The 22,700-nt window shown below is 36.5% G+C and carries 18 protein-coding genes; 8 read left to right on the forward strand and 10 right to left on the reverse strand.

Annotation, left to right across the window (positions count from 1 at the left end; translation table 11 throughout):
* Nucleotides 1-186: 186 nt before the first annotated feature.
* The 3 genes from JKA74_RS11480 to JKA74_RS11490 are packed head-to-tail and all read left to right on the forward strand — an operon-like array spanning nucleotide 187 to nucleotide 2,923.
* A complete protein-coding gene (locus JKA74_RS11480; protein WP_201431335.1) occupies nucleotides 187-609 on the forward strand; it encodes a MotA/TolQ/ExbB proton channel family protein in 423 nt (140 codons plus the stop codon).
* 53 nt (nucleotides 610-662) lie between these two features.
* Complete coding sequence (locus JKA74_RS11485; RefSeq protein ID WP_201431336.1) at nucleotides 663-1,976, forward strand: serine hydrolase domain-containing protein; 1,314 nt, start codon at nucleotides 663-665, stop codon at nucleotides 1,974-1,976.
* Nucleotides 1,977-2,029: 53 nt separating this feature from the next.
* Nucleotides 2,030-2,923 (forward strand): TlpA family protein disulfide reductase, encoded by an 894-nt coding sequence (locus JKA74_RS11490; RefSeq protein ID WP_201431337.1) that lies wholly within the window; start codon nucleotides 2,030-2,032, stop codon nucleotides 2,921-2,923.
* A 19-nt stretch (nucleotides 2,924-2,942) separates the two neighbouring features.
* On the opposite strand, the gene JKA74_RS11495 is transcribed toward JKA74_RS11490, so the two are convergent.
* From JKA74_RS11495 to JKA74_RS11535, 9 genes are all read right to left on the reverse strand, one after another.
* Nucleotides 2,943-4,211, reverse strand: coding sequence for a DUF418 domain-containing protein (locus tag JKA74_RS11495; protein WP_201431338.1), 1,269 nt, complete (start codon nucleotides 4,209-4,211; stop codon nucleotides 2,943-2,945).
* Nucleotides 4,208-5,137: a polysaccharide deacetylase family protein gene (locus JKA74_RS11500; RefSeq protein ID WP_201431339.1), complete on the reverse strand. Its 930-nt coding sequence runs from the start codon at nucleotides 5,135-5,137 to the stop codon at nucleotides 4,208-4,210. The genes JKA74_RS11495 and JKA74_RS11500 overlap by 4 nt, the downstream gene beginning before the upstream one ends.
* Nucleotides 5,138-5,244: 107 nt before the next feature.
* Nucleotides 5,245-6,138 (reverse strand): TolB-like translocation protein, encoded by an 894-nt coding sequence (locus JKA74_RS11505; RefSeq protein ID WP_201431340.1) that lies wholly within the window; start codon nucleotides 6,136-6,138, stop codon nucleotides 5,245-5,247.
* 17 nt (nucleotides 6,139-6,155) lie between these two features.
* A complete protein-coding gene (locus tag JKA74_RS11510) occupies nucleotides 6,156-6,965 on the reverse strand; it encodes a hypothetical protein (protein ID WP_201431341.1) in 810 nt (269 codons plus the stop codon).
* Nucleotides 6,966-7,044: 79 nt separating this feature from the next.
* The gene (locus JKA74_RS11515; RefSeq protein ID WP_201431342.1) at nucleotides 7,045-9,513 is read right to left on the reverse strand and encodes a DUF5916 domain-containing protein; all 2,469 of its coding nucleotides are present in this window, start codon (nucleotides 9,511-9,513) and stop codon (nucleotides 7,045-7,047) included.
* Nucleotides 9,514-9,825: 312 nt separating this feature from the next.
* The gene (locus tag JKA74_RS11520; protein WP_201431343.1) at nucleotides 9,826-10,911 is read right to left on the reverse strand and encodes a mechanosensitive ion channel family protein; all 1,086 of its coding nucleotides are present in this window, start codon (nucleotides 10,909-10,911) and stop codon (nucleotides 9,826-9,828) included.
* 265 nt (nucleotides 10,912-11,176) lie between these two features.
* Nucleotides 11,177-12,307 carry a serine hydrolase domain-containing protein gene (locus tag JKA74_RS11525; RefSeq protein WP_201431344.1) on the reverse strand — a complete coding sequence of 377 codons (1,131 nt, stop codon included), beginning with the start codon at nucleotides 12,305-12,307 and terminating at the stop codon, nucleotides 11,177-11,179.
* A gap of 195 nt (nucleotides 12,308-12,502) precedes the next feature.
* Entirely contained in the window at nucleotides 12,503-13,009 is a 507-nt protein-coding gene (locus JKA74_RS11530) for a DUF421 domain-containing protein (protein ID WP_201431345.1), read from the reverse strand.
* Nucleotides 13,010-13,164: 155 nt separating this feature from the next.
* The gene (locus JKA74_RS11535) at nucleotides 13,165-13,569 is read right to left on the reverse strand and encodes a DUF4783 domain-containing protein (RefSeq protein ID WP_201431346.1); all 405 of its coding nucleotides are present in this window, start codon (nucleotides 13,567-13,569) and stop codon (nucleotides 13,165-13,167) included.
* Between the two features lie 303 nt (nucleotides 13,570-13,872).
* Here JKA74_RS11535 and gpmI point away from each other — a divergent pair, with 303 nt between their 5' ends.
* The 3 genes from gpmI (at nucleotide 13,873) to JKA74_RS11550 (ending at nucleotide 16,283) form a co-directional block, all read left to right on the forward strand.
* Nucleotides 13,873-15,396, forward strand: coding sequence for a 2,3-bisphosphoglycerate-independent phosphoglycerate mutase (gene gpmI / locus JKA74_RS11540; protein WP_201431347.1), 1,524 nt, complete (start codon nucleotides 13,873-13,875; stop codon nucleotides 15,394-15,396).
* Nucleotides 15,397-15,400: 4 nt separating this feature from the next.
* Nucleotides 15,401-15,976, forward strand: a complete 576-nt coding sequence (locus JKA74_RS11545) for a hypothetical protein (protein WP_201431348.1) — start codon at nucleotides 15,401-15,403, stop codon at nucleotides 15,974-15,976.
* Between the two features lie 85 nt (nucleotides 15,977-16,061).
* Nucleotides 16,062-16,283, forward strand: coding sequence for an HTH domain-containing protein (locus tag JKA74_RS11550; RefSeq protein WP_201431349.1), 222 nt, complete (start codon nucleotides 16,062-16,064; stop codon nucleotides 16,281-16,283).
* Between the two features lie 7 nt (nucleotides 16,284-16,290).
* Here JKA74_RS11550 and JKA74_RS11555 read toward each other — a convergent pair whose 3' ends face one another.
* The gene (locus tag JKA74_RS11555; protein WP_317193592.1) at nucleotides 16,291-17,643 is read right to left on the reverse strand and encodes a deoxyguanosinetriphosphate triphosphohydrolase; all 1,353 of its coding nucleotides are present in this window, start codon (nucleotides 17,641-17,643) and stop codon (nucleotides 16,291-16,293) included.
* A gap of 155 nt (nucleotides 17,644-17,798) precedes the next feature.
* On the opposite strand from JKA74_RS11555, the gene JKA74_RS11560 reads away from it, so the two are divergent.
* Nucleotides 17,799-19,595 (forward strand): M61 family metallopeptidase, encoded by a 1,797-nt coding sequence (locus tag JKA74_RS11560; protein ID WP_201431350.1) that lies wholly within the window; start codon nucleotides 17,799-17,801, stop codon nucleotides 19,593-19,595.
* Between the two features lie 175 nt (nucleotides 19,596-19,770).
* Nucleotides 19,771-22,695, forward strand: a complete 2,925-nt coding sequence (locus JKA74_RS11565) for a SusC/RagA family TonB-linked outer membrane protein (protein ID WP_201431351.1) — start codon at nucleotides 19,771-19,773, stop codon at nucleotides 22,693-22,695.
* Nucleotides 22,696-22,700: the final 5 nt, after the last annotated feature.

Below are 22,700 nucleotides of genomic sequence, written 5' to 3' on the forward strand. Positions count from 1 at the left end.
TTTTCAGAATTAACTATCTTCCTGCGATGAACAACAGGTTTTACACTCTTTTTGACATTAAAAAGCAACTTATTGCCTTCAAAGTCTCAAAGCAGTTTAAAGCAGTACAAAGTCAGCAGTTAATCTCATTTTTTTAAATGGTGGCAAAAAGGATGATAGATTTGATCCATCATCAAAAATATAAGTATGGTATTCGCAACTAATCAAAATGAAGTACAGATAAATTTTTTCTCCTGGCTCTTCTCAAGAATGCAAGAGGGAGGAATAGTGATTATGTCTATTGTCCTCATTTGTGGGTTTATAGTTTTGCTCCTGACAGGCAGAAGTTTGCTTTATGTGAAAAACATAAATCCAAAGCTCACTAAGATGATTATTTTAATCAATTCTATCGGATTGTTTGCTTTAGTAGCTGGAGTATTTGGTCAACTGCTGCAATTGATCAATACATTGGATTATTTAGAATTCAGAGGCCAGGTTAAAGCGGAGGAATTGGCAGCAGGTTTAAAATTCACTATTCTCCCCACCCTCTTTGGCTGCTTTATTTTCCTGATAAGCAGGTTTTTTACCATAATGCTCAATTGGTTAAAGCCTCATCACAAGGTTGATTGAAAACTATTTTCACCTATACCTTTTCATTTTATCATCATTTAAATCATTTCCTCATGCAAAATATATTATTAATTTGTTCATTCCTGCTGTGCGCTTTTTCACTGACGGCCCAATCTATCAATAAGCAAAAACTAGATAGTCTATTTGTCCTTTTGGAGAATAACGAACAGACAATGGGCTCTATTCATATCTCCAGAGAAGGTAAATCTATTTATTCTCGCTCAATAGGCTATAGCTCTGTGGAAGATAATTCAGAGGCTGATCAAAACACAAGGTATAGAATAGGTTCCATCACCAAAATTTATACTGCGACCTTAATTTTTCAATTAATAGAGGAGGGTAAAATGGATCTGGACACTCCTCTGGAAAACTTTTTCCCTGAAATACCTAATGCCAATAAAATAAGTATTGGCAGTTTGTTAAACCATAGCAGCGGTATTTATAATATCACCAAAAGTGAAGGATTTGATCCGCAAGCTGTTAAAACACATGAGGAACTAGTCAAAACAATTGCGGCTTTCGAGCCAGTTTTTGAGCCTGATACCAAATCAGAATATAGCAATTCTAATTATATATTATTGGGTTATATCATTGAGGAAATTGAGCAAAAACCTTATGCGGAAGTTTTAAAAGAGCGGATTACCGATAAGCTTGAGCTAAAAAGTACTTATTATGGCGGATCAATTGACACAACCAAAAATGAAGCTTATTCTTACCATTTTAATGAGGGATGGGAAAAATCAAGTGAAACAAATATGGATCTTCCTCATGGAGCCGGGGCAATTGTATCAACACCTGCAGAACTTACAACTTTTATTACGGCTTTGTTCAACAAGCAGTTGATTTCAGAAGAGAGCCTTAGCAAAATGACAAAACAGAGACATGGTATGGGCTTTGGAATTGGCGGAACTAACCAGGGAGGCAAGCAAATGTATGGCCATGATGGTGGTATAGACGGCTTCAGTTCTCTCCTTATTTATGTGCCGGAAGATCAGCTGGCAATTGCTTTTATGGCAAATGGTAATCAATATCCTTTAATGGCAATTGTAAGAAGTGCTTTAATGGCTTCCAATGATATGCCGTTTGATTTACCCTCTTTTGAAGTGTTTGAGTTAAATGAAGATGATTTAGAAAAATACACCGGAATTTACGCGTGTTCCGAAATACCTCTTAAACTAACATTTACACAGGAAGACGGTCAATTATTGGGTGCTCCAACGGGTCAGGAGCCGGCAATATTAAAGCCAATAAAGGAGCATCAGTTTCAACTGGTTCAGGCGGGAGTTACCATAAGTTTTAATCTTGTAGATAATAGTCTGCAATTTACACAAGGAGGTAAAGAGCTACTATTTAAAAAGGAAGAGTAGGCTCCTTAATTAAAGGAAAAAAGCATATCATTTTCACAACTAATTAAAACATCATGTTAAAAAATTTAGCTAGAATAATTGCGGGAATTGCTTCTTCCATTATTATAATGGGATTGCTATTTTACTTCTTTCTGTTTTCTAATCCTTTGGCAATTTATGAAGTAAACATGCTTAAATGGGTTCCGATTTTTATCTGTATTATCGCTTTATTGGTCAGTGGCTGGATTAATAGAAAAACCCCTGCTAAATTATTGCCACTCCTGTTTATACCATTTGTTATTTTTCATCTTTTTAATTTTGCTTATTTTCCTTTCATTCTGATATTAGTCCTTGTTGGGATTCTTACTCTGATCATCACAAGAGATCATCTAAGTAAAAGATATAAGCGATTATCCATTGCTGGAGTAGCTGTTATCTTTGGATACTTTCTTTTTTCACAGGCACTGATACTTCAAAAAGAAAACTTTGGTTATGATGATTCCGGAGATCTGGTGAATGCCAATGTTATCTGGGACTTTACGGAGGAAGAAATTTTACAGATTGAAAGTCATATTTTTCTGGACAGCAACAATCAGGAAATTGATATGATTGAGTTCAGAGATAAAACTCATTTTGTCACTTTTTGGGCCACATGGTGCGCACCATGTATTAAAGAAAAACCAGAACTGTATAAATTAAAGCAGTATTTCCGGAATAGTTCTGAAGTTGCTTTTGTTGATGTCTCCTTTGATCAGGATAAGCTTAAATGGCAGAAATTTTTGGACACAAATGAGGTTGCGGGAATGCAGTTGATCTCTCAGGATAGCAAAGAAACTAGCAGGGAATTAAATTTTGAAGGTATTCCCATGCACATAATCATTAATCCTGACCGCAGCTATAAGAAATACAAATCTCTTGATGTGGCTCGAAAGGTTTTGACAAATTCATATGAAGAATCTAAAGAGTAAAGAGGCTTGCTCTATTCAATCAATTTTGAAAACTTTTATAAGTGAGTTTCCTCCAAACATATTCAAGGGGGCCATATCTGAAATTTTTCATCCAGAGCCAGCTAAATACTATCAGGAAAATCCAGATGAAAGGCACGATTAAAAGTAGTTCAGTTCTGGAATAATTATTGAATTGATTCGTGCCGTAACCATAAAATATCAATCCACAAATGATGCTTTGGAAAATGTAATTTGTCAAAGCCATTTTACCTAAATTGGAGAAAGGCTTAAATTTTAAATTCTTTAAATATTTCTGATAAATCCCGTTAAAAAAGAGAATGTAAGCCAGCCCCAGCATTTCTTTTGGAAAAGTAAATAACCAGCCGGTCCAGATATTTCGGATGGGATCGAAATATTCGAAAGTCCAGTGATAATATCTGTAATAATTAATTGCTAAACCTACAGTTAGAATGAGGAAAGTAAATAACCAATAAAAAGGAACAGATTGAAGATTTTGAAACACACCTAATCGATATATAATAACTCCCAAAAGCATCATTATAAGTGTTCTGAAAAGTATTCCGTTATAGATTAGTGCCCCCTTATGAACATTGGTGTGCTTAAAGTTTTCTAAAATGCTTGCAGAATAAGTGTTTCGTAATGAATTTATCTCCGATTGATCAGGTACTCCGATTTGGGTTCTCTTTTCCCACTTTTCAATACTCTTTTGTTCTTCACTTGATCTTGCTTCTTCATCTGTTATTAACGCTTTAGTATAAGCTTCAAATTGGTTTTGGGTCGAGCTTGTATTTTGGTAGGAATTAAAAAGCAAAACACCAATTGGCACTAATAATACCATTAAAAGGGATTTAACTTTATATGACCTGAACGGGATGAGCAAGAAACCGCAAATGGCATAATGGTACAATACATCTCCATCCCATAGAAAATATGCATGCACCACTCCAATGAGAAATAACCATAACAACCTTCTGGAATAAATATCCATGGCTTTTAGTCCTAAATTTTTCTTTTCAAGCCGCTCTAAAAATATGCAGAAGCCAACACCAAAGAGTAGAGTAAACATGCTGAAAAACTTTCCCTGAGCTAAAAAATAAACCCAAAATCGTGTGGATTGATCAGTAGCACTGCTAAAACCGTATTTATAAGGGCTCCATGGGTTTGGATAAGAAAAGGACTCAATATTAATCACTAGAATACCCAGTATGGCTATTCCCCTTAAAAAATCTAAAGAACTAATTCTTTCAAGCGGCTGAGTGGGTGAGATAGATTGATTGATGGTTTTCATTCACTAATCAACTTTTCATATAACTGATGAACTTCCATAATATCAGGTTCCTGCTTCATAGCCGTACTTCTTTCTTTGGGGTTTTGCATCCAACGGTAAAGCCAGGAAACGCCCCACTTTTTGTAATAGGTATCAGGCTGTTGATAAACAGGATCGCTCAGGGCTTCCTCCAAATTGATGAAACTATAGTTCTTCTTTTTGAGGATTTGGATAATTTCCGGCAGGTAATCAGCATTTAAAGAGTTATCATGGCATAGGTAAATCTGCTTTACTTTTCTACCATATTGTACTTCTGCCAATGAATCAAAAAAATCAAAGTATTCGATAGTCTTGGATACATAAGTTGCTGCTATCTTTTTAGCTTTCTCTTTTTCTCCTGTTTCGAGATAACGATCATAGAGGTAGCTGAACATCCAATCGGAGCTTTCGATAGTATGTGGGGTAATTGTATAATTGGCCGATTTCAGATATTCTTTGATTTGAGCATGCTGTACTGAATCTTTCCCCAAATCATTAAAGGGGAAGCGAAGATATTTTGTATGATTTATAGGTTCATCATCAAATTTCTCTCTAAATTTCTCACCCTTCTCAATATCTGCTTTGAAACTTTCAAAGCCAACTTCTGAATAGCGGAAATGGCTGTAAGTATGGTTAGCAACAGTTACATATTTTCTCTTTAACCATTCACTTAGCAGTTCCTTGTTTTTTTCAACATATTGATTCTTTTTAACTAATCCATAGTTAATAAAAATAGCAATGGGAATGTTTAACGAGTCCAGTTTGGTAAGTAGAACCGGACTGAAATTATCTTGTTCAAATTTTCTGGTATTGGGCACGTCATCAATAGTAATAGCTACTTCCAGCTGGCTGAATAATGGCTGGCTAAGAAGCATTATTAGTGCAAAAAAGGTGAAGGATTTTATCATTTTATTGAGGCTACTGGAATGAGATTTCAAAACAACCTTATCAATTTGTTGTATTTACTGGAAATATCAAAATCAAGGGTGTGTAATACGTTAACAAAGCGTTAACATTATCTGAATTTTTTCAATATTTCGGCATCCACCCAGTAGATATCCTGATTACTTGTGAAGAAGAAAAATTTTCCATCCTTAGTTACAAAAGGACACAGCTCATGACCTTCCGTATTAATGTCTGTCCCCATATTTTTTGCTTCACTCCAGCTGTTATCCGTATTTTTGAAGCTTATATATAAATCCCCTTTTCCCATTCCATCTTTTCGTGCAGTAGAAAATATGATGTAAGATTCATCCGGGGCGACAAAAACATCTGCTTCATAGCGTTTTGTGTTAATGGAATCACTCAATTTTACAGGCTTTTGAAAGTGGCCGGATTTTAATGTTGATTTATAAATGTCAAAATCATGGCTCCTGCCTTCTTCCGCTTGTGTATTGGATGAAAAATACATACTTCCGTCATCAGTGAAGGAGATGTAATATTCATTACTTTCTGTATTGATTGTGTTACCTGCATTGAAGGGCTCCGACCATCCGTTTTCTTCACGAGTGGAATACCAGATGTCATAATCTTTCTTTTCGTCCTCTCCAGTCATTGACCTGTCAGAGATGTAATAAAGCTTTTGCTCGTCCGGAGAGAGGAAAGGATCATTAAAGCTGTAAATTGGATGCGAAATAATGGCCTTCGGCTTAGTCCAAACACCTTTTTGAAGTTTTGTACACCAAATTTCTGCTTTGCCATCTTCATCAATTGCATAGAAAAATTCTTTACCATCGGCAGAAAATACAGAGCCAAATTCACTTTGATTTTCTTTTGTGATTATACCAGGAGCAAATATTTCCGGTGTATCTCCTGGGGCTTTTTGCCCTAAATATTCAGTACTACCCACTTGAGAAAATAAGGAGGGGACAGTAAAGAGGAAAAGTAAAACAGTGATTGATGTTCTCATAATTGATGTTGATTCGGCTACTTCACCTGCAAAAGTGCGTGAGTAAAATTCTCTATAAATTCATTTCTTTTCGATTCTGTCAAAGTATCTATTGATAAAAAAGGATTCAGATCTTCCAGTTCAACCAGTAGGAGGGAGCCATCTTGTTGGCGGCAAGCGTCTACTCTGGTGATGCCTCTTTCCATATTGTTCCATTCAATAAACTGTTTTGCAAAGGCTAAATCTTCTAAAGTGGTGTCGTATTCATGCAATTCCCAACGTTTATCCTTGTGAGGGGCATAAAGTGCATATTGAAAAATATTGTTCAGGAAATAGAAGGAGAGCTCGTATTGAAAGTTTATAAAAGGTTGAATCAGTTTGTCCTGAGGATTTTGCAGAAACAGTTCTTTATGTGTAAGCACATCCATTCCTATAGAATCAGCTCCGTTTTTTAACTTTACTACGTATTTCTCTGAATTCTGCAGACTGGCCAGTCCCGCAAAAGTCTCCACAGTAGGAATTACCGGATAACCTGATTCATATAAATCCAAGAGGTACTGCTTACCTTTCATATCCGCTTTTCCATCAAAGGAGTTAAAAGTAGGGATGTCATTTTCTTTCACCAATGCTACAAAATGATCGAAATATTCCTGATAAGCACCTACAGGGCCTGTATTTCTGAAAACAATTAAATCTGCATATCCTAAATGTGGAATGGCTTGTTGTGGATGTCCTATTAATATATTAAAATGCTCCTTCAGTTTTGAAGTGATGTATAAATCTTCTTCATAATAATTTCTTCCTTTGGCCTGGTAGTAAAGGTCTGTTAAGTACAGTAGGGTAAGCATATATTATGTTTTTTGTAAAAACAGCTTTGAGATTATGCTGTAGACACTTCAATAGCATGTAAATAAAACATTTCTAACTTTAAATCCTATTTGGCTTTCCCATCTTCCTGTTTTTTTCAGGATTATCCGTGAATGCAAGGGAGTTAAACCCTTGCCTGATGCGATTATAATCAAGAAAATAACTCAATCTGAAAGATAAACTATTAACCTGGGGGTGACTAAATAAGTAATTAAAGTTTTCATTGAAGGTTTGGCGAGATTGCTCAACATAGCTATCCATTGCATTACGGTATAAAATAGTTATCTGGCTGCCTGGGGCAAACCACCATGAGAATCTTAAGTCAAGATTCCAGGTATTGTAAGTTACATCATATATATTTTCCCGCTCTGGTTCCGCAGTTAAATCCCCATTTTCTTCCAAATGATAAAGCTGGGTATAAAAAGCTTCAGAAAAATAGTGCCTGAAAGCCAGATTTAAGGAGATTTTATTGTTGAAAATATAATTACCTCCTATCGAATTGATTACAGTAGTTCGTGTTCGTTGGCCAAAAATAATGTCTTCCTCATCAAAGTCAACAAACCCCTGTTCTTTAGAGGAAACTATATAACTGGCATTGTAATTCATATTGAATTTATCAGAGAAACGATAGCGTGGTTTTATTTCAGTTACTACCAGACTTCTGTTTTTTTCATCGTATTTATACCAGTCTACAACCGTTTCTATGGCAAAAGGCTTGCGGTAATCTGTGGAAAACCAAAGCCATTGATCGTAATATCCTGGCACTTTTACATGCCTGCCATTTACTCTTGGTTCGTAAATATCGTTTTTACCTGTAAAAGTTGTTTCAAACCCTCCACCGAAATTGAAGAAATTTTTAGTTGTAAAACTGGAGTTAAAATTGAATAAATTCATGCTGAACAAATCTGGTTCGAGTCGTCTGTCATGCCTTAAGTTAAAGTTGAGAAACATATTATTAAGAAAGCCTTTCGGTTGAAGATAGCGATAGCCATAATAGCCAAAATAACGCACATAATTGGTTGTTGTGGAGAACCCCAGATCATTGATGTCATAGTCAAGCGTTCTTAAATCCAAACCGGCCTCCACCCGATTCTTTCCACTGATTTTGGAGATGCCAGCCTGTACTTCAGTTCCGAATTTAACATTTTCCTGTAACACCCAACTGCCTTCGGTACTTGCTCGGTAGTTCCAGGTATTGGCTTTGTTGGTGTGGCTTAGGTATAAGCCGGTAGCATTGGCATCTCTGAAATTACCTGCACGAGTAGTATTTGTGTTCACCAGGGAAACGGAGGAGTTATCTCCATAGCGTTGATCCAACACCAACACATTATAATTGGCATAAGGCTCCACTAATTCTGACCGGATTTCGCCTGTCTCTATATTCCTGATTTCGGTGTGGGCTTGTTCCGTAACAGCATTGAAAAAACCTATGCCCAAACCTTTATCTGTCCTCCCGGAAATTTTCATAGCATTGATCAAATCTACAGTAGGAGGATTCCACACAATTTCTTCGCTTTCTGAAACAGTGGCACGACTTGAGGGAGCTCCGCCCACCCTTCTGGAATAAAACATATCACCTTTACTGAATAACTCCGTTCCTTCATTAAAAAATTGACGTTGTTCGGCAAACTGCACTTCAAAAGCAGAGAGATTTAGTACAGTTTCATCAAACCTTGCCTGCCCAAAATCCGGAATTAGTACCATATCAAGTGTGAAAGCATCATTGATCCCATATTTTAAGTCCATACCTCCGTTAATATTAAGATTTGTTTTTCCATCATAATTATTAATATAGGAGGAAACATACGGCTGAAAGGATAAGCGAGTAGGTGTTTTAATATTCTCTATACCATGTAATTCACCATCATAAATAGAAAAGGAGCCTTTGGTATTGTCCACCCAACTCCAGCTATACCTGGATCTGGTGCGGTGGAATTCACGCTCCATGTTGAGGCCCCATTCCTGAATTTTTTTATTGGGAAACCGGAGGGCAAAATAGGGGATAAATATTTCTGCTACCCAGCTGTCATCATTAATTTTTACTTCACTATACCAAACGGCATCCCAGGAATTATCTTCATCTCCGTTGGTCATTTTGGCATCATATTGCACCCCCGCTGCAGTTACTATAAACTGCATGCTTTGCTGGCGGTCGTTATAGCCATTCAATAGAATAAAAAAGAAGTCATCCGCACCAATATTATCTCGTTGCGTGAGTTCTTTCATAATTTTCTCAGGGTGAGGGTCTTTCATACTGGCTCCAAAATAAATTCCTAAATCATCATATAGGATTTTCACTTCTGTTTGTAAACTGTCGGGAGCTGGCACTCCATTGTTTGGCATCCTTTCTACAAAATCCGTAGCTATGGGCGCATTTTTCCATACCTCATCATCTAATATGCCATCTATTTTAGGAGCATTTATAATTTTTTGTATAGTAATATTTTTTCGGGGAATGCTGTCAGCAGATTGCGCCTTTATTTCAAGACTCACAACAACTATTAATAAACTTAAGTAATACTTTTTCATTTTTCTAAGTATGTGCTAGAGGGATTTTATTGTCTTTTTGAAAATAAATTGAAATATCAATCCTGGAATGATTCCAATTTCCTTAAGGATGTTATCCGTTGTGTAAAAGTTGCATAAAATAAGCTATAAGTTTTTGAAGCCAAAAGGCATAATGAGTGGTGGGGTACAACTTAAATGCCAAAGGTTGAAAAAGGAGTTTAGTGGCAACAGACAAGGAATAGATTCTTTTTTACTGTCCATTAACGGACAGTGTTTGTTGTAAATCGGACGGATTTCATGAAGGTATATAAATGAAAGGAGGAGCTGCTTTTTTTAATTTTCCGCTAATTCATGTTTTTCCTTCTCTTCATTTTCATTTACTACATAGAGGGTTCTTGTAGGGTAGGCAATGGTAACATCCATTTTTTCGAACTCTTCAAATATTCTGAAATTAATGGCTTCCTGGATGTCCATATATTTATTATAATCAGCTCCGGCTACGTAGTACACTACTTCAAAATCAAGGCTGGAGTCTCCGTATTTTTGAAAATGAGAGCGGTCAAATGTTATATCTTCTTGTTCTTCTACTATGCTTCTCAAAAGATCTGGTATTTTCTTAAGTTTTTGAAAAGGCGTTTCATAGGTTACTCCTATTCCAAAAACAACTCTTCTTTTGGCCATTTTCTTGTAATTATGAATTCTTGAATTAGTGAGATCGCTATTGGAAAACACCAATTGCTCTCCGGAAAGGCTTTTAATACGTGTGGTTTTTACACCAATATATTCAACTACCCCTAATTTGTCATCTATAATCAGGAAATCGCCTACCTCAAAAGGTCTGTCAAAAAATATCACAAAATAATTAAATAAATCGCCAAGGATATTCTGGGCGGCAAGGGCTATGGCAATACCTCCTACACCTAAGCCTGCAATTACCGCGGTAACATCATAGCCCATATTATCAAAAAAGAAGAGCAAACCAATAATCCAGATAATGATATTAATAATTAAAATTAAACCTCCTATCTGTTTAATTTTTTCTTCTCCTTTTTCTTGTTTATGAATATAAACTTTAAGCAAACTAATAATGGAAGTGGATACAAACTGTATAATCAGGTAGGTGATAACTACCGTTATGGCAATGGAAATGATGTTCTCTGCTCTTTCGCTGAGAGTTAAAGAACTTATTATAACGTATACTATAATTGCATATAAGGCAGGGATCCCAAATCTTGCAATTATGTTTACTATATAATCATCTATGTTAGTGGAGGTTTTATTCGCCCATTTTCTTAATTGCTTCAGGAAATATTTCTTAAAAAGTTTAACTATCAAAATACCTAAAATAATTGCTCCAAAAGCAATTAAGTATTCCTGAACAGTATTGTCATAATATACCCTTTCTAAAAAATCATCCATTTCCTCCTGTATTGAATAGCCGGAACATTAGTATTAATAGAGAAATGACTGTTTTATTCCATTGAAATCAGTCATTTTATAATTAACGGGACAGATTTTTTGGAGGTTTCCTGTTTAGCTTAAAACTATATAGCATAATGCCTGATCCAAAGAAAAGGCATTATAAAGTGAAAGCCCCATAAAATGAAAACACATACAAGGGTTTTTGTTTTATGGGGCACAAATGATATAGCGGTTCTCACTAAAGTGGAATTTGCAGTATGATTTAGAACCTTTTTAATATTTCCATTCCCACCTCAGAACTTTTGGCAAGGATTTTCATAGCCAAACTTCGGCCATTATCTCCATTTGTCATTACAATTAATCCTCTTTTACTTTTTGGAAGAAGTAGTATGATTGCATTAACGCCTTCATCGCTCCCGGCATTGAATAGTGCGTACTCATCATTGGGGAGGTTGTTAAAAACAATCCAGCCAAGTCCAAAACCTACTTTATCCCGAACTTCTGAATGTTGGGTAATCATTTGATCAAACACTTCAGATGTTAGCCCTTGCGCTTCCATAACACCCACACCAAATATGCCGAAATCTTCAATTGTTGTTAATAAATTATCAGCAGCATTAGCTTGAAGAGAAGGTTCATAATCATATGGTTGGTTAGATGCATCATGGCCTAGTGCTAACCTTGTGGAATCAATTTCCTTGTTCCATACCAGATGGCTGTCTTTCATTCCAAAAGGAGTAAAAACAAGAGAATCACATAAATTTTCTAATGAAGTGTCGAATTTTCTTTCCAGGGCCCGCCTTAAGTATTCAAAACCTTCACCGGAATACTGAAATTTACTTCCTGGTTCAAAATCAAAAGTGAGCTTTTTTGAAGAATGCTGCCATCTCCAGTTTTTAAAACCCGTTTGATGGCTTAAGACGTGGCGACTTGTCAACAGTTTGTGCCTGGGATCTGTAGAAACTTCCGGATCCACCCAGTAATTGGCCAGGGGTTCGTCCAAATCCCAATTACCATCACTCACCAGCCTCAATGTAAGGTAGGTGGTAATGGATTTTGTTAACGAGGCTACATCATAAATGGCATTAAATGGAGCATCCTTATCAGGACTGAGTTTTCCTTGTACAATTATTTTATTCAATTTTCCATCTTCAATTGTTCCTATTCCAATAGAGGCAACATTATTATTTTTCAACCATACTTTAATAGAATCGGAATCGGGAATATGGAATGAGTGCTGATGTTGAGAAAATAAAGGTATAGACGAAGTCAATATCAGCAATAGTATGAGAAATTTTTTCAGGGAAAGTTCAGATATGCTTTTGATAAAACTAACGGAGTGTTGGGTGTTAATAGCAATTGATTGGTATGTAAAATTAGGTGTATCATTCATTTTTTAAATGGGTTAGTAGTTGTTAAGTTTTACAATTTGCCAAAGATTTTACTTAGACAGATTTGAAAAACCAACTACAATGCCAAAATGCAAATGTGTGTTTGATGGCTTTATTCGTTGATGCGACCCAATAAGTTGTTCATTAATGAACTGGTTTCCTATTAATAATGAACACTTTCTGCTTTTTAACCACCATTATTCATCTTTAAGTACAAAGCTGATATCCCCGTTCCTTTCAAATATTGCAGTTTTCACTTTACTTAACTGGTCAGTATTTGTATTAAGTCTTAATGATTGCAATAGGTCATGCTCGCTCAAGTCACTTTTTTTCATCTGCTTCCAATCTATTTCACCATTCTTGAGTAATATTCTCTCTTCTCCCTTGATTAATTTAGCATTTTTTGATGAGTAAGCTGATAGAAAAGACATAAGTCGGTGCAATACCACCAAGAGTAAAGAAGAGGCCAGAATTTCCAGAAAATATTTTTCTTTAGTAATTGATCTGCTCAGCAATGATCCAATGGTAATGGCAAGAATAAAATCAAAGGCCGTCATTTTGCCCACAAATCTTTTTTTTCCTATTCTCACTAGAAAAATACCAATAAAGAAAGCCACGAAGGCCCTTGCCAGCATTTGAAATATTGATATATTTTCAGCGTCAATACCAAAAAGTTCAACCAAAAAAGAAAGGATATCCTCCATAATCAGTTTCTTTTCACTTTCTTTTTTATTACGGATAGAATAAGGTAGGAGGGGAAACAATTTACTGTTCTTTTTTATAGAAACAGATAATATTCCGTATTAAGCTGACTTAGCCATAATTTTGGTAAATGATGAAATGGGAGTTCTAAAGAAAACTATTCTTTCAGAAAATCAATAATATAAATTTTGTCCGTTCCGGAGAATTTTTTAGTGCGTATTAACACTCTAAAATTCCCGCCAGAATAGCTGTAGTTGCCAATCGCATATTGCAAACCCTCACTTGAACTGCCTTGGTGGGCATATTCAAAATCCACAGGTTCATATTTTTTAAAAAAGTCTTTCAAATATATTTCCGCATGGGCATTGCTATAATTATCAGACTCTCCATTGATGTTAAGCTCAACAGTTTCATGGAAGTATTTTGCCAGTTCTTTGGAGCTTCCTGCTTTTAAAGCTGAACGAACATTGCTAAATAAAGTGCTTTGTTGCGCATAACTTTGAGTAATTGAAAATCCTAAGAAAAAAAATAGGCATATAAGCTTGGTAAGATATTGCTTCATTGTTTTGTTGAAATTCATCATTTTTCACTCAGTCGAGCTAAAATTGTGCCATTAATAATGATAATACCAAATTTGTAATCAAATTAACATAAAGCAAGTGGACTTACAAAGCCAATGGAAATTATTATCTTTATGTTTTGGTTACAATTGAGATTAATAATTGCGAGATATTGTCTGTATAGAACGAATATCAATCGCAAATAATCAATAAAAATCAACTCAATATGCATTTTTTCGGTTAAGAAAAAAATTTTTATTGAATCAATCATAACACTTATTACATATTAATTAATATAATTCAACATGAGCAAAAAAGTAATTTTAATGATATTGGATGGTTGGGGTATAGCCACTAACAAGGATGTTTCAGCCGTTGATAAGGCTAATACACCTTTTATAGACAGTCTATATTCTCAATTCAAAAATAGTCGTTTGGATGCTTCAGGGCTGGCGGTCGGTCTTCCGGAGGGGCAAATGGGCAATTCAGAAGTAGGGCATATGAATATTGGTGCAGGAAGGGTGGTTTATCAGGATTTAGTGAAAATCAATAAAGCCATTCAGGAAAAAACGATCAAAGAAAACCCTGTGTTCATGGAGGCTATTCAATATGCAAAAACAGCTAGAAAGAAAGTCCATTTTATGGGTTTGGTGTCGGATGGAGGTGTTCATTCTCACATTGATCACCTGAAAGGCCTTTTAACCTTAGCTCATGAAGAAGGATTGAAAGACGTTTTTGTGCATGCTTTTACTGATGGAAGAGATACAGATCCGAATGGTGGTATAAATTACCTGGAAGAAGTGATGGATCATTGCAAAAAGACTACTGGCAAAATTGCCACCGTAATTGGAAGATACTATGCAATGGATAGGGATAATCGTTGGGAACGCATTAAATTAGCCTACGATGCCATGACCAAATGTGAGGGAGAGGGCCGAAAGAATTTATTGAAATCTATTCAAAAATCTTATGACAGAGGTGTAACTGATGAGTTCATTTTACCTCTTATTCAATTAGATTATTCAGGCAAACCATTAGCCAAAATTGAGGCCGGGGATGTGGTGATTTCCTTTAATTTCCGCACTGATAGGGGACGAGAAATTACACAAGCACTTACTCAAAAAGCCTTTCCTGAGCAAAATATGCACCCACTTGATCTGCATTATATCACAATGACCAAGTATGATGATAGCTTCAAAGGTGTGAAGGTGTTATTCGAAAAAGACAATTTGACTAACACATTGGGAGAAGTTTTAGAAAAAAATGGCAAAAAACAAATCCGAATCGCAGAAACAGAAAAATATCCGCATGTTACTTTCTTCTTTTCTGGCGGTCGCGAAACCAAATTTGAGGGAGAGAAAAGGATAATGTGCCCGTCTCCCAAAGTGGCTACTTATGATTTACAACCTGAAATGAGTGCTGCAGATATCAGGGATGCTATTATACCGGAAATAAAAAAAGGGGATGCTGATTTTATTTGCCTTAATTTTGCCAACCCTGATATGGTAGGCCATACCGGGGTATTTGAAGCTGCAGTAAAAGCCTGCGAAACTGTTGATAGCTGTGCGAAATCGGTAGTGGAGGCAGCGCTTGAAAATGATTATGCTACTATCATCATAGCGGATCATGGCAATTCTGATTTTATGATCAACGAAGATGGCTCACCGAATACAGCACATACTACGAACCTTGTACCCTGTATTCTAGTTGATAAGACATTCAATGGTCAGTTGAAAGATGGGAAGTTGGGAGATTTAGCGCCTACCATCTTAAAAATGATGGATTTGGAAATTCCCGATGAAATGACAGGAGATATATTAATAGATTAAATTTATGAGACACTATTCTTTGGTTTTTATAGCCGGTTTAATAATTGTTTTTTCATCCTGTACTCAGGCTGTCAAAGAAAAACCTATCAGTACCTATTATGATGTGGAGGGGTTGGTTGATGATCAGGTAAAAAAGCTCGTACAAGAAAATGCACTGTTGGCTAAAAAAATTTCCATCAATGGAAAAGCTGAGCAGGATACTGTCACATTTGATTCTTTAGGATGGATAAACGAATTGGGGGTTTTCAAACTGGCGGATATCAATAAACCTACTTTACGAGATTTATATAAAGCTAATGAGAAAAGTAAAGATGGTAACAAAATATGGAGCTATAAGGCGGAAAAACAATCCCTGGGTATTGAGTTTTTAAATGTGTACTTCGGGAGCGATAGCACAGTAAAGAAGCTGGAGGCACGCTATAATGAAGACAATTCCCTCTATTCTTCTGAAAGAAATATGGAAATGGCTTTCGAAAACGTAGGTGGTGAAACTATCCTGACCAACTATAAAATCTATGGCAAGCAAAAAATGATCATGAAAGATGAGGTAGAGTTTTCAATAGAATCTGAAATACTTTGACTTTAATTTTCCTGGAGATCTGAGATAATCAACCAAATGGTTCTCATGTAGTTGCGTATCAAGCTGTAATTAATAGGATTTACTTATGTCACATTTAACATACTTAAAAAGGGTTTCTAAAACTATTGAAATGATAAAAGCTCAGGAGTTAGGTAGTTCTCTGGCTCTTTCACAATATTTTGGAGTAAGCGAAAGAACAATTGTAAGATTGATTAAGGATATATTCACCGAAACAAAAATTACATACGATAGTAAAAAAGAAAGCTATGTGTTTTTGGGAGCCTCTCCCGAAAACATTCTGAAATAATGAAACCCTAGCCTGGTAATGAAATCCCTTTCAACTTTCTATACAATGTAATGGCGTACCTATCGGTCATGCCACTTACATAATCAATACAAATCATGCTGATCTCATATAAACTTGCTGTTTCAGTGATCAATTCCTGGTAGGTCTCCGGTAATAACCGGAAAACAGTCAGGTCTTTTTTACCCGAATCTTCACTACCTTTTTGCGCAATGGCAGCTTCCAGAAAGGAAGTTAATAATCCCTCTAATACTACATGCCCTACAGCCTCAGTTTCTAAAACCAGCTTAGATCTGTAGATTTTCCGGATGGAAACTTCAATTATGTCACGCAATACTTTTTTGGAGGGCACTAAATCCATTAATGCTGTGTCAAACTCACCACTCAATATTTCGCTCTCATTTTCCTTAAATATATCAACGCATTGTTCAATCAATGTATTGATGGCCAAAGCACGTAGATAACCTATTTTCTCATTTTTACCTTTCGTCTTTTCCAGCTTTTCAGGCATGTAGTTTTCTCCCAGGATTTCTGCTAATAAATCCCTCGCTTGCTCAAAAGACACCCAACCTAAGCGACAGCCATCTTCCAAATCAATTACATGATAGCAAATATCATCGGCAGCCTCTACTAAAAATGTAAGGGGATGGCGGGACCAGATGGGTTCGCTTTCGGAAAGAGGGAGAAGCCCGACAGCCTCTGCCAATTCTTTAAATACGGCTTTTTCGCTTTGAAAAAAGCCGTATTTCTTTTGACTTTTCCTGCTTTTGTCTCTTTGGTTGATCAACGAAGCCCTTGGGTATTTAGTAAAAGCAGCTAGGGTACTTAATGTTAATTTTATGCCTTGGTTGTCCGGTCTGTTAAGTAAGCGAAATCCTTGTGCGTTTCCTTCAAAAGTGGTTAAGTCTTTCCATTCCACATCACTTACCTGTGTTTTAATAAATTGACCGACATTACTTTTTTCGAAAAATGCGGAAATAGCATCCTCCCCTGAGTGGCCAAATGGTGGATTCCCAATATCATGTGAAAGAGAAGCAGCAGCTACTATGGCGGCAAAATCAAAGGAAGAATAGCCCGCATCTTTCAGTTCAGGATATTTTTCAATAATAACCTCTCCAACCTTTTTTCCAAGAGAACGTCCAACACTGCTCACTTCAAGGCTATGGGTTAACCTTGTATGAACAAAATCTTCCTCTGGCAATGGCACTACCTGTGTTTTGTCTTGCAAGCGTCTGAATGGATGTGAAAAGATGATCCTGTCATAATCTTGTTCAAAAAAAGAACGGGCACTTGATTGTCTGCTATTGCCCGTTTGCCCAAACCTGTTAGGATTCAAAAGCTTTATCCATTCCATTTTTTCCATTGGGTAAAATTAGAACATTGTAGCGCAGCATAAAAGAGGAGGGTAAATTTTTCCTGTTATAATTGTGGACTTCAGCCAAATTATCTGAACGGTAATACATTTCTATCCCCAGTCACTTATATTTACATTTGAAAACCAGATTTAATAAGAAGAAAATGTTAAAAAGAACTATTTTATTGATAAGCCTGCTGTGTACTATTCACAGTTTGAGTGCGCAAGATTTGAACTATACTGTCAACCTGAATGATCGTGAAGGCGATACATTTAAAGTAAGTTTGGAGATAGACCGGAAACTAAGTGAGGAGAATAATATTTACCAGTTTGCAGCCACTGCTCCCGGCACCTATCAAATTATGGACATGGGGCGTTTTGTTCAAAATTTTAAAGCTTTGGATAAAAAAGGCAGAGAAATTGAAACCAAACAATTATCCACTAATCAGTTCCAGATTGTGGAGACAAAGAAGGTGAAGAAGGTAAAAACTATAACATACGAAATAGCGGAGACCTGGGACACCAAAGTAGAAGAGAACACCATTTACAAAATGTGTGGATCTTCCATTGAGGATGACCATGTGCTCATTAATGGACAAACTGTATTTGGTTATTTCTCGGGCATGCAAGCCGAGCCAATGAGCATTCAATTGCAATATCCTGCCGAATGGAAAGTTGGTACAGCATTAGTGCCAAATGAGGAAGGCTTGTATATTGCCGATAATTACGACCACATTGTGGATTCCCCTATTTTGTTAGGGCGGTTAACAAAAGCAAACACGAGCCTGGGAGGTACTAACATTGATGTTTACACCTACTCTAAAACGGACATGATTGCCTCTGATGATTTATTGGGCGCAATGGAGGAAATGTTGAAGGCCGCAGATGATTTTGTAGTGGAGTTCCCCGTTGACAGGTACACTTTTCTTTTCCACTTTGAGGACGAAACCTGGGGAGCCTGGGAACATTCTTATAGCTCAGAGTACATTTATGCAGAGCAGCCATGGTCACCACAAATGGCCGCCAGTATTACAAGTACTGCTGCACATGAATTTTTCCATATCATCACTCCTTTAAATATTCACAGTGAAATTATTGAGCAATTCAACTTTATTGAGCCAACGGCATCAGAACATTTGTGGATGTATGAAGGAGTAACTGAGTGGGCTTCTGATTTAATGCAGTTGCGTGCCGGGATGATTGATTTAGAGCAGTTTTTTAAGGAATTACAACAAAAGCTTTATGTTGACGCCAGATACGATTCGACTTATAGTTTAAGTAAATTAAGTTTAACCTCTTACACTCCTGAAGGCCAAAAGCAATATGGGAATATTTATATGCGCGGAGCATTGGTGGCAGGATTGCTTGATATCCGTTTATTGGAGCTCTCTAATGGGGAGCGTGGACTGCGGGAAGTTGTGAACGAATTATCAAAAAAATATGGTCCTGACAATGCATTTCCGGAGGCAGATTTTTTTGATATTTTCGTTGAAATGACTTATCCTGAAATAGCAGAATTCTTTGATAAGTATGTGAAGAATGCAAATCCCTTACCTATTAAAGAGTATTATAATAAATTAGGAATTAATTATGAGCGTCTTGAAAAAACTGGGGATATGGTGCCAAGTCTCGGATACGGGCTAACTGTAGCTGATGGCAACATTATTATCATAGAGCCATCTGATTCATTGGCTACTATAGGTGTGAAAGTAAATGACATTTTGCATAAAGTAAATGGCAATGAAGTAAGTCTTCAAAATGCAAGGATGGTATTGGGCACATTGTCTCAACAGCCTGTGGGTTATGAGTACGAACTAACAGTATTAAGAGGTGAGGAGGAGATCAATTTCGCAAGTAGAATAATTGCCAAGGAAGAAGTAAAAGAACATATTTTTACCGTTAATGAAAAATCAGCTTCTGAAGCTGCTAAATTGAGAGATGCCTGGATGAAGAATTTGTAGTATTTCCAGACGCCTCCCGGTGTTAAAAAGCCATTAATCTCCGATTAATGGCTTTTTTTATGGGTCGAAACGATCATTTTCGCAGATATAGTTCATAAAATTTGCAAATATTTGAAAAGTTCCGTTATATTAAAATTATGTTAACCATTTTAGTATAAAAACAAAATATATACCTATGAAAAAACAGTATCTATTATTAATTATTCTATTCCTGATAGGAAGTTTTTCCTATGCACAAGACAGGGTTATAGAAGGACAGGTGGTAAGTGCCATTGATGGATTACCATTGATTGGAGCAACAGTAGTTAAGAAAGGATCCACTTCTGGTGTAACAACAGACTTAGATGGGAAATTCAAGCTGGATATCTCAAAACCGGAAATTTTAGTTGTGTCATTTATTGGCTTTGCTGAAAAGGAAGTAGCAGTAAACCCTGATACATCAGGTGAAATAACAATCAGCTTGGAAGAAGATATCACCAGGCTTAATGAAGTAGTTGTTTCCGGATTGGCTACAAGTGTAAAACGTTCTAATTTGGGGAATGCAGTAGCAACAGTTTCTTCTGAAGAGTTAACTGGTATTACAAATCAACCCACATTAGATAATGCACTTTACGGAAAAGTAACAGGGGTGAATATTACTTCCAGTTCCGGAGCTCCCGGAGGAGGTATAGCTATGAGGTTAAGAGGTGTAACCTCCATTACCGGTAATAACCAACCTTTATTTATCATAGATGGTGTATATGTAAGTAATGATGAAATCCCCAGCGGATTAAGAAATGCTTCCGGGGCTAACTCAGGAAATGAAGAAAATGCATCTAACAGGATAGCGGATTTAGCGCCAAGTGATATTGAAAACATTGAAATATTAAAAGGCCCTTCAGCGGCAGCTATTTATGGATCCAGAGCAAATGCTGGTGTGGTGATAATTACCACAAAACGTGGTAAAAGAGGAGAAACTCAAGTGAATCTTTCTCAGGATATTGGTTTCAGCACCATACAACGAAAAGTGGGTATTGGACAAAGGGATTGGACAGCCGCTTTGGTAGAAAGTGAATTTGGAGCAGGAGAAGTTGCCCGTTATACTGAAGCCTTAAATGGACGAGGTTTAGTAGATTATGAAGAAGAAATTTATGGGGAGACCGGATTAATATCAGAAACCAGGATTAGTGCCAATGGAGGAAGTGAAAACACTAAATTCTATGTGGGTGCTTCCCTGAGGGATGAAGAAGGTATTATAAAACATACCGGGTATAAAAGAGCCAGTATTCGTGCGAATATTGACCATCAATTGAATGATAGAATTAAATTCACGACCTCGAGTAACTTTATCAACTCTAAGACGCAAAGAGGGTTTACAGGTAATGAAAATGAGGGAGGTTTGAGTATGGGTTATAATATGGCTTTTACAAGACCTTGGGCTAATTTATACCCGGATGAGTTTGGAAACTATCCTGATAATCCTAATGCAGCGGGTAACATGCTTTTGGTAAGGGATAAAGCTATTAATGATGAAGATATCAATCGTTATATTCAGGGTGCAAGCGTTGATGTTAATTTATGGGAAACTGACCAGTCGTTTCTTAAATTTAAATGGAATGGGGGATTTGACACTTATTCCTTAGAAACCTATGTGTATGTACCGGAATATCATCAGGCGCAACGTGGATTGCAAAATGGATTTATTGCAGTAGGTAAGAATAATATCTTCAATACCAATAATCAAGGGTTTTTGGTTTGGGATAACTACTTAGGTGGCGGATCATTGCAATTAACTTCTCAGGTAGGATATGCTTATATTACTTTCAGCAGGGATTTAGTATATAATCAGGCTACACAATTAATACCGGGTCAAACCACCTTAGGTCAATCTGGAACGCAGGAGCTTGACCAGACTTTACAAAACGTAAAAGAATTTGGGTATTTTGCACAACAGGAGTTTAATTATGAAGATAAATTGATTGGTACTTTAGGTATAAGAGCTGATAAATCTACTTTGAACGCTGACCAAAACCAGTTTTACTATTTTCCTAAAGCATCATTAGCTTTAAATTTAGCAAATTTTGATTTCTGGAATTTTGAATTAATGAATCAATTAAAGCTAAGAGCTGCTTATGGAGAAACAGGTTCAAGTGCAGGTTTTGGTTCCTTGTTCACCAGCTTTCAGGCAGTTAATATTGGAGGTTCTCCGGGTATCTCTGTTGGTGGCTTAAGGGGGAGTGAAGATTTAATTCCTGAAACAGCTTCAGAATTTGAAACAGGTATCGATATGACTTTATTTGATAACAAGCTTTCATTAGAGGCTTCTTATTATAATAGAAATATCTACGACCTAATTCTGCAAAGAGCATTACAGCCATCTACTGGTTTTGGATTAGAAGTTACTAACTTAGCCGATCTGCAAAACCAAGGTTTGGAACTGGCATTAAATGCCTCTCCTGTTCAGAATGAGAATTTCATATGGAGTTCCACCACCAATTTTTGGTTTAACAGGTCGAAAATAACAAGAATGGATGTTCCTCCTTTTGCTCCGGCTGGTTCGGGTTTTGGCTTAGGTCTTGGAACAGCCTTTATTGAAGAAGGAGAACCTGTGACACAATTGAAAGGAACTAAAGATGGCGAAGTGATTACAGTTGGTGATGCAGAGCCTGATTTTCAAATGTCATTCTTCAATAGTATGAACTTCTTTAAGAATTTTGATTTCAGTTTCTTGATTCATGTGAAGCAGGGAGGTAATAACTTAAACCTGACAACCTTCTTAACAGATTTAGCAGGGTTAACTGGAGACTTAGATGATCAGTCAGGAATTGATAGAATTTCCAATCCTAATACAGAGCGATTTATAGAAGATGCCTCGTATATGAGGTTGAGAGAAATAGCACTTTATTACAGATTGCCAAAATCAGCTGTCAATGTTTTTAATGGGACAATCAAAACTGTAAAAATTGGTGCTTCCGGCCGAAATCTTTGGACTGTCTCAGATTACACAGGATATGATCCTGAAGTATCTACAAAAGGTGGAGCAGGGCTATCTACAGGGTTAGATGTAAATCCATACCCATCTACGAAGCAAGTTTATTTTCACCTAGCTTTAGAATTTTAAATAGA

The organism is Marivirga aurantiaca (genome assembly GCF_016679925.1).
GTDB lineage: Bacteria > Bacteroidota > Bacteroidia > Cytophagales > Cyclobacteriaceae > Marivirga > Marivirga aurantiaca.

What these genes read in the sequence shown, in the direction of transcription:
- JKA74_RS11480 (WP_201431335.1), top strand. Translation starts at nt 187, where the DNA reads ATGGTATTCGCAACTAATCAAAATGAAGTACAGATAAATTTTTTCTCC.
- JKA74_RS11485 (WP_201431336.1), top strand. Translation starts at nt 663, where the DNA reads ATGCAAAATATATTATTAATTTGTTCATTCCTGCTGTGCGCTTTTTCA.
- JKA74_RS11490 (WP_201431337.1), top strand. Translation starts at nt 2,030, where the DNA reads ATGTTAAAAAATTTAGCTAGAATAATTGCGGGAATTGCTTCTTCCATT.
- JKA74_RS11495 (WP_201431338.1), bottom strand. Translation starts at nt 4,211, where the DNA reads ATGAAAACCATCAATCAATCTATCTCACCCACTCAGCCGCTTGAAAGA.
- JKA74_RS11500 (WP_201431339.1), bottom strand. Translation starts at nt 5,137, where the DNA reads ATGATAAAATCCTTCACCTTTTTTGCACTAATAATGCTTCTTAGCCAG.
- JKA74_RS11505 (WP_201431340.1), bottom strand. Translation starts at nt 6,138, where the DNA reads ATGAGAACATCAATCACTGTTTTACTTTTCCTCTTTACTGTCCCCTCC.
- JKA74_RS11510 (WP_201431341.1), bottom strand. Translation starts at nt 6,965, where the DNA reads ATGCTTACCCTACTGTACTTAACAGACCTTTACTACCAGGCCAAAGGA.
- JKA74_RS11515 (WP_201431342.1), bottom strand. Translation starts at nt 9,513, where the DNA reads ATGAAAAAGTATTACTTAAGTTTATTAATAGTTGTTGTGAGTCTTGAA.
- JKA74_RS11520 (WP_201431343.1), bottom strand. Translation starts at nt 10,911, where the DNA reads ATGGATGATTTTTTAGAAAGGGTATATTATGACAATACTGTTCAGGAA.
- JKA74_RS11525 (WP_201431344.1), bottom strand. Translation starts at nt 12,307, where the DNA reads ATGAATGATACACCTAATTTTACATACCAATCAATTGCTATTAACACC.
- JKA74_RS11530 (WP_201431345.1), bottom strand. Translation starts at nt 13,009, where the DNA reads ATGGAGGATATCCTTTCTTTTTTGGTTGAACTTTTTGGTATTGACGCT.
- JKA74_RS11535 (WP_201431346.1), bottom strand. Translation starts at nt 13,569, where the DNA reads ATGAAGCAATATCTTACCAAGCTTATATGCCTATTTTTTTTCTTAGGA.
- gpmI (WP_201431347.1), top strand. Translation starts at nt 13,873, where the DNA reads ATGAGCAAAAAAGTAATTTTAATGATATTGGATGGTTGGGGTATAGCC.
- JKA74_RS11545 (WP_201431348.1), top strand. Translation starts at nt 15,401, where the DNA reads ATGAGACACTATTCTTTGGTTTTTATAGCCGGTTTAATAATTGTTTTT.
- JKA74_RS11550 (WP_201431349.1), top strand. Translation starts at nt 16,062, where the DNA reads ATGTCACATTTAACATACTTAAAAAGGGTTTCTAAAACTATTGAAATG.
- JKA74_RS11555 (WP_317193592.1), bottom strand. Translation starts at nt 17,643, where the DNA reads ATGGAAAAAATGGAATGGATAAAGCTTTTGAATCCTAACAGGTTTGGG.
- JKA74_RS11560 (WP_201431350.1), top strand. Translation starts at nt 17,799, where the DNA reads ATGTTAAAAAGAACTATTTTATTGATAAGCCTGCTGTGTACTATTCAC.
- JKA74_RS11565 (WP_201431351.1), top strand. Translation starts at nt 19,771, where the DNA reads ATGAAAAAACAGTATCTATTATTAATTATTCTATTCCTGATAGGAAGT.